The organism is Aeromonas sp. QDB03, assembly GCF_027707985.1.
GTDB lineage: Bacteria > Pseudomonadota > Gammaproteobacteria > Enterobacterales > Aeromonadaceae > Aeromonas > Aeromonas hydrophila.
Map to the genome: position 1 here is coordinate 254,784 of NZ_JAPCJG010000001.1, position 12,208 is coordinate 266,991.

Here is a 12,208-nt window from a genome sequence, read left to right on the forward strand (position 1 = left end):
TTTATATGCCTTAAAATGTAAAAAGATGTTATCAGTTGTTTTTTGATTGGTAAATTATGTGGCGAATGGGAATGTGAAAATGCGCAAAATACGGGATATTCCTCTGTATAAATTTGCCTGCCAACGCTTTCTCTGGCTCCCTATGACCCAGTATTTATCACTGGTTTTGTCCCTCCAAACGGGAGGGGAATGAGGCTGTTTTGGACTGTTTTTGATGGATGGTTGAGTGAATGCCGTGCTGATGTTGGCATTCCAGCGCCGGACCGCTGTGAGCCCGTGGCAAGGAGGCGGGGTCAAGATGGGGTCTTGATGGCAGGATAAGGAGGAGGGACCCGCCCGGCCCATGGCCGGGCGGGTCGTGGTTATACCTTGAAGAACCCGATGCCCTGGTTGAGCTGCTGGATGATGGTGGTCAGCTGGGAGGCGTCGTGATTGACGCTCTCGGCGGCGGAGACGTTCTCCAGCGACATCTGGGTGATCTCTTCCACCGACTGGGCGATGAGCTGGCTGGCGGCGGCCTGCTCGTGAAGCATGGAGCTTATCTCCTGGATCAGCTCCACCACCTTGCGGGAGCTCTGATCCACCTGGGCCATGGTTTCACTGGATCCCTCGGTGGTCTCCCGTACCGTGCTCATGCTGTCGGAGCAGGCGCTCATCCCCTTGACCGCGCTGGTGGCCCCCTGCTGGATGGAGGTGAGCATCTCGTTGATTTCCTGGGTGGCCTGGGTAGTGCGTGCCGCCAGGGTCCGCACCTCGTCGGCTACCACGGCGAAGCCGCGGCCCATGTCGCCGGCCCGGGCCGCTTCGATGGCGGCGTTGAGCGCCAGCAGGTTGGTCTGATCCGCGACCCCCTGGATCATCACCGAGATCTGGCTGATGCGGGTGATGTCGTCAAACAATCCCTGCACCTGCTTGGCGGAGTCGTTGACCGCCGTGGTGACTCTGAGCACCTCCTGGGAGGCGTGCTTGACCTGCTTCTCGCCGGCCTGGGCAATTTCCCCGGATTGCATCACCACGCTGTTGGCCTGATTGGCAAACGAGGAGAGCTGGGAGACGGAGGTGGTGAGCTCTTCGACCGACGCAGCCGTGTTGGCGGTGGCGAGGGACTGCTGCTGGGAGCTGGTATTGACCTGCTCGGCCGCCGCTCCCAACTGGGAGGCGCTGGCGGTGAGGCTCTCGGCGGCATGCTGCATGGTCGAGACGATGTCGCGCAGGCTGCGGCGGGTGCTGATCATCGCCTGCTGCATACGGGTCAGCTCGTCGTTGCCCTCGGCCTGCTCCGGGGCGGTGAGCCGGCCCTGCGCCAGTTGCTGCAGGTCCTGCATGATGGCGAGCAGCGGCTGGTTGATGCTGCTGCTGAGCAACCAGCCCAGCAGCAAGGAGAGCAGTACCGAGATGGCGAGTATGGTGTAGGTGGCGGTGGTGATGTCGCTGGCAATCACGTCGCTCTCATCAAAGGCCTGCTTGCCCAGCCCCTGATTGATGTCGACCAGCTTGCTGAGCAGATCGTCCACCACCTGAAACGTGGTGGCGGCCTCGCCCTTCATCAGCTTGATGGCGCTGTCGTTGTCGTTGGCTGCACTTGCCGCCATCGCCTTGTGTGCCGCTTCCTTGTAGAGCGGCCAGGTGCGGTCAAAGTCCGCCAGAGCCAGTTTCTCCGGCTCGGTCAACTCGGTTGCCCGGTACTTGTCCAGCAGGGCGGCCATCTTCTGCTCGTGCAGATCCATATCCCTGGCAATCTTGTCCATGCCGCTTTGGGTCGGCTCGATGACGTAGTCGAACAGTGAGCGGTTGTGATAGATGGCCTGCATGTTGGCGTTGGCGATATCGGTGATGGGCGTCAGATTATTGAGATACATGCCGTTGAGCATCTCATTGACGGTGTTGGTGTTCTGTTTGCCGTAGAGCCCGACCCCGATCAGGATGAGATTCAGCAACAGGAAGGAGACGATAAGCCGCGTCTTGATGGAGAGCTGGCGAAGTAGGTTGTTCATGGTAGCCTCATGCTTGTTTCAAGCGTCCATGCAGCGATGTCGATACTGCCGGTGTTGTTGTTATCCCGCCCTCTCAGAGCGGGGTTCCTCAATAGCGCAAAGGGACACGATTCAGGTCGCTCTGGCCTGCCATTCGGCAAACCATTTTTCAATCTGATCGACCGGCAGCGGTCGGCTGATGTAATAGCCTTGCGCCAGCTCGCAGCCGAGCAGTGCCAGCTGCTTCCAGTCCTCTTCGGTCTCCACTCCCTCGGCGACCGTCTTGAGGTTGAGCTTCTGGCTCATGACGATCGCTGAGGTCAATATAGCCAGCTTCTTGGGGCTGCTATGGGCGTCGTGCACGAATTCCTTGTCAATCTTGATCTCGGTGAAAGGACAGCGAGATAGCTGCTTCATGGAGGAGTAGCCGGTGCCATAATCATCCATTGCGATGCCGAATCCACGCAGTCTCAATCGTGCCAGAGTGCCAAGCGACATGGCGAGGTTGGACATGAAGGTGGTCTCGGTGACTTCGATGATGATGGCGCTGCAGGGCAGTTGATGGGCCTGCACGATGGCAATCATGTTCTCGACCAGCTTGTCCGTCAGCAGCAGGCTGACCGGCATGTTGATGGAGCAGGTGGGGTGCTCGGACAGTGCGCCCAGAGTGGTAAGCGCCTCGCAGGTGGCATGCAGAAACTGGTAGAAGAAATCGAGCGCCAGCTGCCCCTCTTCCAGGTGGTGAACGAAGCAGATGGGGGGAATGACCCCGTGTTCAGGATGGATCCAGCGCACCAGCGCCTCGAAGCCGTAGAGACTGGCGTCCGCCATCAGCACCTTGGGTTGCAGAAAGGGGATCAGCTGGCGGTTGTCCAGCGCCTGCTGTACATCCTCGGCGGTGAAGGTGAGCTGCATCCACTTCTTGTTTTCCCGGTGTGCCAGCGGATCGCAATGCTGCAGCATGTTGCGCAGATCGCTTTGTCGCAGCGGCTTTGACAGCACGCCGATCACCTCCAGGGTGCTGGCATCGGCGATGGCGTGGATCACGTCCAGCACGTCCCGCTCCACCCCGCTCATCACGGCCACGAACATCCGGTAGTGGGTGTTCTTCTCCAGGTTGCTGATGAGCTCGACTCCGTCCATGCCGGGCATGTTGAGGTCGGTCAGCAGCAGATCGATGCGCTCGAGCTGCTGCAGCTTGTTCAGGGCATCCTGGCCATCATGGGCAACGTGGATCTGGCCGAACCCCAGCTCCTGCAGCAGACAGGTCACTTCGTACTGCTGGGTGCGGGAGTCATCCACCACCATGGCACTGCGGCCTTGCCATTTTTCCAATGACATAATTACACGCCTCGTAGATCCGGACGGCTGAGCGTCTGGGTAATGTGGGTGAGGGACATGACTTCATCCACTCCGCCGTGGGCTATGGCCTCTTTGGGCATGCCGAACACCACGCAACTGGCTTCATCCTGGGCAATGGTGCGTGCGCCCGAGTCGTGCAGCTCCCGCATGCCGCGGGCACCGTCATCCCCCATGCCGGTCATGATGACGCCGAGGGCGTTGCGCCCCGCACTCACCGCCACCGAGCGAAACAGCACGTCCACCGAGGGGCAGTGACGGGAGACCGGCGGCCCCTCTTTGACTTCCGCCAGATACTGGGTGCCGCTGCGCTGGATCAGCAGGTGCTTGCCACCCGGCGCTATGATGGCGACCCCGGGCAGCAGGCGATCGCCGGTTTCGGCCTCTTTCACCTCCAGCTGGGAGAGGCCGTTGAGCCGCTCGGCAAAGGAGGCGGTGAAGCGGGCCGGCATGTGCTGGACGATGGCGATCCCCGGGCAGGTGGCGGGCAGGCGGGAGAGCAGGTACTCCAGCGCCTGGGTGCCACCGGTGGAGGTGCCGAGCGCAACTATCTTCTCGGTGGTGCGAAAGGAGATCCGCTCCGCCGGCGGGGAGAGCACCTCGTCGGCATTGCGCCTCGGGGTGACCGGCAGCGGGGCGGCACCGGGCAGCAGATTGCGCAGCTTGGCGCCGACGGCGCCCCGGATCTCCTGGATGAAGTCGTTGGCGGACTGTTGCAGGAAGCTCTTGATGCCGACGCTGGGCTTGGTGACGATGGAGATGGCCCCCGCCGACATCGCCTCCAGGGTGATCATGGCCCCCTCTTCGGTGAGGGAGGAGCAGATGATGACCGGGGTGGGGTGCTCGGCCATGATCTTCTTGAGGAAGGTGAGACCGTCCATGCGCGGCATCTCGATGTCGAGGATGATGACGTCGGGCCAGCACTTCTTCATCTGCTGCATGGCGAAGATGGGGTCGAAGGCGGCGCCGATCACCTCGATATCCTCCGCCTTGCTCAGCATCTGGGTCAGTACCTCTCGTACCAGGGCCGAGTCGTCGACGATAAGCACGCGTATGGTCATGGCAGCTCCTTGGGCTGAAGGGGCAGGCAGCGGTAGCGGGAGGGGGCCTCCTGCACCAGCGGCAGATCCTGCTGGCGGATGATCTCGGAGTGGCCGACCAGCAGGTAGCCGTCCGGGCGCAACAGGTTGCAGAGCTGCGACAGCACCCGGGCCTTGGTCTCGTCATTGAAGTAGATGAGCACGTTGCGCAGGAAGATGACGTCGAAGTTGCGCTCCGGATAGTCGCCGCAGGTCAGCAGGTTGAGGTTGGCAAAGGTGACCTTGCCGGCCAGCTCCGGCTTGACCCGGATCTTGCCGGCGAACTCGTCATGGCCGCGCTGAAAATAGTGCAGCCACAGATGGGGCGGCACGTGCTGGGCCCGCTCGACCGAGTAGACGGCGCGGCGGGCAAAGGGGATGACCCGGGTGTTGATGTCGGTGCCGTGGATGCTCCAGCGATCGTTGATGCCGAGCTGTTCGGCCAGCACCATGGCGGCGGAGTAGGCTTCTTCCCCGGTGGAGCAGGCGGCGGACCAGACTCGCAGCGGCTGGCGGCGAGTGGCAAGCAGCTGTTCGGCATGGTGCTTGAGCCAGCTGAAGTGCTGGGATTCGCGAAAGAAATAGGTCTCGTTGGTGGAGAGCAGATTGATGGCGAGCTGCCGCTCGTGGGGATCGATGGACTGATTGATCCGCTCCCAGTAGGCATGATAGCTGGTGAGGTGCAGTGCCCGCAGCCGCTTGGCGAGCCGGGATTGCACCAGCGCCCGCTTGCAGGGGGCAAGGTCGATGCCGGCCGAATTCAGGATGAAGCGGCGAAACAGATCGAACTCGCCCTGGCTGAGAGTCGGGGTGAGTTCGGCGGTGAAGGGGGGCGCCACCATGGTCAGCCGCCCTGTTCCGGGGAGAACTGCTGCTCGGTGGCCGCCTCGGCCATGGCGCTCAGCTCGGCGATGGAGAGGGCCCTGTGCATGTCGAGCAGGATGGCGAACTGCTGATCGATGGTGACCACCCCCTGAATGAAGTCGCCGCGGATGTGGGTGCCGAAGGTGGGGGCCGGTTCGATGGCGTCGCTGCGGATCTCCAGCACCTCGCAGACCGCATCCAGCAGCATGCCGATCTCCTGCTCCTCGCCGGTGCTGTTGGGCAGGGAGAGGATGGCGACGCAGGTGGTGGGCTGCAGCAGGGTCTGGCCCCGGCCGAAACGGATGGAGAGGTCGATCACCGGCACCACGGCGCCGCGCAGGTTGATGATGCCTCGCACGAAGCGCGGCATCATGGGCACCGGGGTCATCCCCTCGAACTCGATGATCTCGCGAATGCAGCCGATGTCGATGCCGTATAGTTCGCCGCCCAGCATGAAGGTGACGCAGTGAAAGTGGGCGCTGGTATCAGGGGCAAGCTTGTCTCTCATCGCCGGCTCCTAGTAGTTGGTGAACTTGCCATCGTCTATCTCTCGCTCCAGATCCTCTTCATGAAAAGGGTAGGGGCGGGAGAATGCAGACTTTGGCTTGCTGCGCCGGATGACATGGGCGCCGCCGTGCGGGGTATAGGGCTGGCGGCTGTTGCCGCCGCGCAGGGTGAACTGCTGCATCAGCTCCTGCAACTGCAGGGCGGTGGAGCTCAGCTCTTCCGAGGTGGAACTGAGTTCTTCCGCCGAGGCGGCCGAGGCCTGCATGCCGTCGCTTATCTGGGTCACGGCGATGTTGATCTGGGAGACGCTGGCCCGCTGCTCGCGGGAGGCGGAGGCGATCTCCTGCACCAGGGTGGCAGTCTGATCGATGCCTGGCAGCATTTCACGCAGCAAGGATCCCGCCTGCTCGGCGACGCTGACCGAGCGCCCGGCCAGCTCGCCAATCTCCTTGGCGGCGGTCTGGGAGCGTTCGGCCAGTTTGCGCACCTCGGCGGCGACGGTGGCAAAGCCCTTGCCGTGCTCGCCGGCGCGGGCCGCCTCGATGGCGGCGTTGATGGCCAGCAGGTCGGTCTTGTTGGCGATGTCGTTGATGACGGTGATGCGCGACGCTATCTCCTTCATGGCGTGTACCATCTCGCCGACCGCCTTGCCGCTTTCGGTGGCGCTGCTGGCCGCTTTGGTGGAGATGTTCTCGGTCACCTTGGCATTGTCGGCATTCTGGCTGACGGTGGCGGTCATCTCCTCGACCGAGGCACTGGTCTGCTCGACGCTGGAGGCGAGCTCGGAGGAGGTCTGGGAGAGGGCATTGGCGGTGGCGGCCACCTGCTCGGAGGCGGAGCCGATGGCTTCCGACATGGCGCCCACCTCGTTGAGGGTGTCGGAGAGGCGGTGGGCCATGCTCTTGATTGCATAGAGCAGGCTCGAGGTGTCATCGGCCTTGAGCTGCACCGGAGTGGAGAGATCCCCCTCGGCGACCCGGGCCACCACCTGCACCGTGTAGGAAGGGTCACCCCCCAGCTGGCGCAATATGCTGCGGGTCACCAGCAGGGCCAGGATGAGGCAGATGAGAAAGGCGGCGCTGGCGATGGCGATGAGGATCTGCAGGTTGTCCTGATAGATGGCCTGGCTCTCATCCATGGATTGGGATGCCAGTTCGGCATTCACCTTGACCAGATCGCTCAGCAGTCCATCGGCGATGTCGAAGGCCGGGCGCCCCTTGTCACCCATCAGCCGAAAGGCGTTGCGCTCGGGCTCCCCATCCTGGCCCGGTGTCTGAGCCAGCTTCAGGATCTCGCTGGCGTACTGCTTGTAAGTGGCCCAGGCCTGATCGAAGCGGGTCAGCAGGTCCACCTCCCGCTGGGTGAGGTAGGTCTTGCGGTAGCTGGCCAGAAAATCCCACATCCCCTTCTCGAACTTGTCGACATTGACCAACGCCTGGGCTTTGAGATCCGGGTCAACCTCGCCGATGTAGCGATAGAGGGCCCGGTTCTGGTAGACCGCATAGATGTTGGCGTTGGCGATGTCCTTGATCGGCAACAGCTGGTTGGCGTGCATGTTGCTGACCAGCTGCACCATGGTCCTGGTGGAGTAGTAGCTGGTGAGCGACAGCACCACCAGCAGCACCATGAGGATGGAGAACGAGAACACCAGCTTTGTTCTGACTTGCAAGTTGTGAAACCAGTCCATGGTCTGACTCCGTCAATTCCGTTGATGTGCTTAAGGTGTGTGGTCAATCTCTGAGGCTGTAGAGGGTATCGGCCTGTTGCCGGAGCGCATGCTGTTCCCGCCGCCAGGCCAGCTGGATGAGCTGGGGGACGTCGAGGATGAGCGCCGGCTGACCGTTGCCCAGAATGGTGGAGCCGCTCACGTAGCGCAGGGACTTGAACAGCTCGCCGAGCGGCTTGATGACGGCCTGCACCTCGCCAATCAGGCGATCCACCACGATGCCGGCACGATGGTCGGCATAGTCCACCATCACCACGAACTCGGGTTCGTCGGCAGGGGGCAGGGCAAACAGCTCGCGCAGGACGATGAAGGGCACCCACTCGCCGCGCACGTTGATCTGGCGGGCCGGGGTACGCAGGGCATCCGGCGGCAGATCGATGCACTCGACCATCATGTCGAGGGGGATCACCAGGGAGGCGTGATCCACCTCGATGCGAAAACCGTCGATGATGGCCAGGGTGAGCGGCAGTCTCAGCCTAAAGGTGGTGCCCAGCCCCAGCCGGCTGTCGATGGTGGTTTCGCCGCGCAGAAACTCCAGATTGCGCTTGACCACGTCGAGCCCGACTCCCCGCCCGGAGAGATCGCTGACATCGCTGGCCGTCGAGAAGCCGGGCAGAAACAGCAATTGAAAGATCTCCTGTTCACTCAATACCTTGCCTTCCGGCAGCAGCCCCTGGCCATGGGCCTTGGCGAGGATCTTGTCGCGGTCGATGCCGCGGCCGTCGTCGCTGACCTCCACCACCACGGCGCCGGCGTCGTGATAGGCGTTGAGGGTGATGGTTCCTTGCGCCGGCTTGCCGGCGGCGAGCCGGATCTGTTGCTCTTCGAGGCCATGGTCGGCGGCGTTGCGCACCAGGTGCATCAGGGGGTCGGTCAGCTTCTCGACCATCGACTTGTCGATGTCGGTATCGGCGTTGCGGATCTGCAGCTGGATCTCCTTGCCGGTCTGCTGGGAGAGTTCGTGCACCAGTCGCGGGAAGCGGTTGAAGATCTCGTTGATGGGCACCATGCGCAGGGTGAGCGCGTCGTCGCGGATCCCTTCCACCAGGGTGTTGACGATGGCCACTGATTCGATGAGTTCCGCATCGCCCCTCATCCTCGCCTGCAGGGTGGTTGCCGAGGTGGCGATCACCAGCTCGCCGACCCGATTGATCAGCCGATCGAGCTTGGCCGCCTCGATGCGGATGTAGTGCCCCTCCGCTCGCAGCGGTGCGGGTCTGGTCTGCTGTGGGGGGGCCTCCTGCGGCGGCTGGGTTGGCGGGGTGGGGGGTGCCAAGGCCGGTTCGACGCTTGCCGCGCCGGGCGTCAGTTCGCCCTGCGCGATGCAGGCCGCTTCCGCTTTGCTCAGGGCGCCGGCCTGCACCCAGCGCTGCAACTGGGCCGCGAGCGGCTCATTGCACCAGGCCGCCAGCTTTTGCCCCTGTTCTGAAAACTGCGCCAGATCCTGATGGGGGCTGAGCAGGCAGATGAGACTGGCGTGGGCAACGAAATCGAAGGTACTCCGGATCCGCTCGGCCGGTTCGGCGCTGAGCAGGCCAATCTCGTAGCCGAGAAAACACTCGGTGGCATCGAGCAGTTGCAGCGGGGGCCACTCCTGCCAGACCGGCTGGATGACGCGGATCTCCCCCAGGTTGCCGAGGTAGCGGATGAAGGCCAGCAGATCGAAGCCGTCCTGATAGAGAGCGGGATAGAAGCGCAGGGAGAGGTGCCAGGCGCGCCGATCCGTCTGATTGACCGGTGCGGGAGCCGGCATGATCAGCGGCTGGCTGGGCAGGGTCTGGTGCCCTTGCAGCTGGGAGAGCAGGGCCAGGATCTGCTGGGTCTCGGTCTGTTGCAGCTCGGGGTTGTGTTCGGCCCCCTGCAGCAGGTCGTGCAGTTGATCGTTGCAGGCCAGCAGCAGGTTGATGAGGTGTTCGTCCAGCGCGATCTCGCCGCTGCGCAGCCGCTCCAGCATGTTCTCCATGGCGTGGGCGAAGCGCACCAGCATGGCCAGTCCCAGCATGCCAGCCGAGCCCTTGATGGTGTGGGCGGTGCGAAACATCAGGTTGTAGGTGTCGGGGTTGGCCGGATAGGTGTCGCGATCCAGCAGGGCGTGTTCCAGATTGTCGCACTGCTCGTAGGCCTCCTCGAAAAAGAGGGCGCGGGCCTTATTGATATCCATCCGCGCGGCCCTCCCCATGGTCGGCTGGCCACAATCCCATCAGGCTCAAGACATGGCGGGCCTGGCTGCCTTCAGCGGCCTCGAGTCGCAGCTGCTTGCCCTGCTGGCCGGCCTCCTGCTGCAGGATGGCGATAAGCTGGGCACCGCAGCCATCGAGCATCTCCAGCGGGGTGAGATCCAGCGTCAATACCGAGAAATTGAGCAGGCCGAACAGATCATCCTGCAGATCCCCCAGTGTGATGACGCTGAGCTCGCCGCTCAGGGTGGCGGTCACCGGCGTTTGCCGGGTGTCGATCGCCAGGCTCATGGCTGCACCACCTTGCAGACATCGTCCAGCAGCTTGAGCGGTTCGAACGGCTTGGTGAGCCAGACTCGGGCGCCGGCCTCGAATCCTTCCCGCTTGATCTGCTCGGAGTCTTCGGTGGTCAGCATGATGAAGGGGAGGTAGCGGGTAGTCTGCTGGGCCTTGACCCGTCTTAGCAGGGTCATGCCATCCATGCCGGGCATGTTGAGATCGGAGATGATGAGGTGTACCCGCCGCTGATCCAGTTCGATGAGGGCGGCTTCGCCGTCGCCGGCCTCAATCACCTCAAAACCGGCGCTGCTGAGCGTCATGGTGATGGCCGCCCTGATCCCCACGGAATCATCCACCACCAGTATGGTTTTGCTCATCGGTCATCCTCATCGACTTCATGGGTTCCTTGCCCTTAGCGCCAAGGGCAGAGCCCGCACAGGGCTCAGTGATAATTGTTGTTCAACAGCTTGATGTTGGAGAGATTTTTATGTCATCACTGACTAATAGAGACAAATGGCGCCAGTTGTACGGGGCAGGTGGTGCAACCGGGCCGGGAAGGAGGGGGCGGATCACCTGTTGCAAGCGGGGGAATAGGGGGGAAATGCAGATATCCTGTTGATGACAGTTAATTAATCAAGCAAGGGAGATATTTCTTGAAATAGGCAGAGGAGCCTATTTGAGAAGCTGATAATAAATATCGTTCGCGCGTCCATTCCACTTGTTTACATATAATTATACAAATATAAAGGTATATATTATCAGCCACTTTAGGCGAGGTAAAATAGCCTATGGCTGGTAACATAAAGACCGGGTTAAATAGTGTGACAACGCTTTCATTCTGATTATTTAACATCACGAATTAACGGGTAATTTAAATGAATTAAATTCATTAACACGCCAAATTACCCCCTAGTGGGTATTTTTACAGTGTGTGGCATGCTTTCTAAGTCTATGCTACATATGATTTTTTTAAATCCATGCTGATGAGTTTTCTATTTGGATAATCTTCCGTCACTTGATGGAGATCAACGCGGGGCAGGGGGGGAGTACTTAGCATTTCCGCTATTAAGCATTTATCAAACAAGTGCTCACTACGGGAATAAAAAGAATGGTCGAGGATACTTTTTTATCGGCTCATGGAATTAATCGCCGTGACTTTATGAAATTGTGCGCCGGGATGGCCGCAACCCTTGGATTAAGCCAGCATGCCGTGGCCAAGATGGCCACCGCGCTCACCAGCCCCGAGCGGCCACCGGTGATCTGGATAGGGGCGCAGGAGTGTACCGGTTGCACCGAGTCGCTGCTGCGCGCCACCCACCCCACCATCGAGAACCTGATCCTCAACACCATTTCGCTGGAGTACCACGAGGTGCTCTCGGCGGCCTTCGGCCATCAGGCCGAAGAGAACAAGCACAATGCCATCGAACGCTACAAGGGCAAGTATGTGCTGGTGGTGGATGGTTCCATCCCGCTCAAGGATGGCGGCATCTACTGCATGGTGGCCGGTGAACCCATCGTCGACCATATTCGCCGCGCGGCTGCCGATGCGGCTGCCGTCATCGCCATCGGCTCCTGCGCCGCCTGGGGCGGGGTGCCTGCCAGCGGCGGCAACCCGACCGGTGCCGTCAGCCTGGAGGAGGCCCTCGGCAACCTCGGCACGCCGATTATCAATATCCCGGGCTGCCCGCCCAACCCCCACAACTTCCTCACCACGGTCGCTTACTACATCACCTACGGCAAGCTGCCGGCGCTCGATGCCAAGAAGCGGCCGCTGTTTGCCTATGAGCGGCTCATCCACGAAAACTGTGAGCGCCGCCCGCACTTCGATGCCGGCCGCTTCGCCAAGGAGTTTGGCGACGAGGGCCACCGGCAGGGCTGGTGTCTCTACCATCTTGGTTGCAAGGGGCCGGAGACCTACGGCAACTGCTCGACCCTGGAGTTCTGCGATGTGGGCGGCGGCATCTGGCCGGTGGGCATAGGCCATCCCTGCTACGGCTGCAACGAGCAGGGAGTGGGTTTCAGCAAGGGGATCTTCCAGCTCGCCAAGGTGGAGAATCCCACCCCGCGGGTGAACAAGCCCGACGTGGCCATCCAGGAGGGAGGACACATGTCGCCCACCGCCACCGGCCTTATCGGTGGGGCGCTCGGGGTGCTGGTCGGGGTGAGTCTGATGACGGTGCGCGAGCTCGGTCGCCAGCAGAAGCGCCATGAAGCCGGGCAGCACACCTCACGGGAGGAGTGACC

10 protein-coding genes are annotated in these 12,208 nt (G+C 61.7%); 1 reads left to right on the top strand and 9 read right to left on the bottom strand.

What is annotated here, in order from left to right:
- Window positions 1–362: 362 nt before the first annotated feature.
- From PG900_RS01205 to PG900_RS01245, 9 genes are all read right to left on the bottom strand, one after another.
- Window positions 363–1,994, bottom strand: a complete 1,632-nt coding sequence (locus PG900_RS01205) for a methyl-accepting chemotaxis protein (RefSeq protein ID WP_270830754.1) — start codon at window positions 1,992–1,994, stop codon at window positions 363–365.
- Window positions 1,995–2,105: 111 nt separating this feature from the next.
- Window positions 2,106–3,314 carry an EAL domain-containing response regulator gene (locus PG900_RS01210; protein WP_011706358.1) on the bottom strand — a complete coding sequence of 403 codons (1,209 nt, stop codon included), beginning with the start codon at window positions 3,312–3,314 and terminating at the stop codon, window positions 2,106–2,108.
- Between the two features lie 2 nt (window positions 3,315–3,316).
- Entirely contained in the window at window positions 3,317–4,393 is a 1,077-nt protein-coding gene (locus tag PG900_RS01215; RefSeq protein ID WP_270830755.1) for a protein-glutamate methylesterase/protein-glutamine glutaminase, read from the bottom strand.
- The gene (locus PG900_RS01220; RefSeq protein WP_270798758.1) at window positions 4,390–5,253 is read right to left on the bottom strand and encodes a CheR family methyltransferase; all 864 of its coding nucleotides are present in this window, start codon (window positions 5,251–5,253) and stop codon (window positions 4,390–4,392) included. Before PG900_RS01220 ends, PG900_RS01215 begins: the two co-directional genes overlap by 4 nt.
- 2 nt (window positions 5,254–5,255) lie before the next feature.
- A complete protein-coding gene (locus PG900_RS01225) occupies window positions 5,256–5,783 on the bottom strand; it encodes a chemotaxis protein CheW (protein ID WP_011706355.1) in 528 nt (175 codons plus the stop codon).
- 9 nt (window positions 5,784–5,792) lie between these two features.
- The gene (locus PG900_RS01230) at window positions 5,793–7,469 is read right to left on the bottom strand and encodes a methyl-accepting chemotaxis protein (RefSeq protein ID WP_270798755.1); all 1,677 of its coding nucleotides are present in this window, start codon (window positions 7,467–7,469) and stop codon (window positions 5,793–5,795) included.
- A gap of 43 nt (window positions 7,470–7,512) precedes the next feature.
- Complete coding sequence (locus tag PG900_RS01235) at window positions 7,513–9,669, bottom strand: chemotaxis protein CheA (RefSeq protein WP_270830756.1); 2,157 nt, start codon at window positions 9,667–9,669, stop codon at window positions 7,513–7,515.
- A complete protein-coding gene (locus PG900_RS01240) occupies window positions 9,656–9,976 on the bottom strand; it encodes an STAS domain-containing protein (protein ID WP_041217640.1) in 321 nt (106 codons plus the stop codon). The genes PG900_RS01235 and PG900_RS01240 overlap by 14 nt, the downstream gene beginning before the upstream one ends.
- The gene (locus PG900_RS01245) at window positions 9,973–10,341 is read right to left on the bottom strand and encodes a response regulator (protein WP_024941904.1); all 369 of its coding nucleotides are present in this window, start codon (window positions 10,339–10,341) and stop codon (window positions 9,973–9,975) included. Before PG900_RS01245 ends, PG900_RS01240 begins: the two co-directional genes overlap by 4 nt.
- A gap of 731 nt (window positions 10,342–11,072) precedes the next feature.
- Between PG900_RS01245 and hybO the strand changes: the two genes are divergently transcribed.
- The gene (gene hybO, locus PG900_RS01250; protein WP_011706350.1) at window positions 11,073–12,206 is read left to right on the top strand and encodes a hydrogenase 2 small subunit; all 1,134 of its coding nucleotides are present in this window, start codon (window positions 11,073–11,075) and stop codon (window positions 12,204–12,206) included.
- Window positions 12,207–12,208 lie beyond the last annotated feature (2 nt).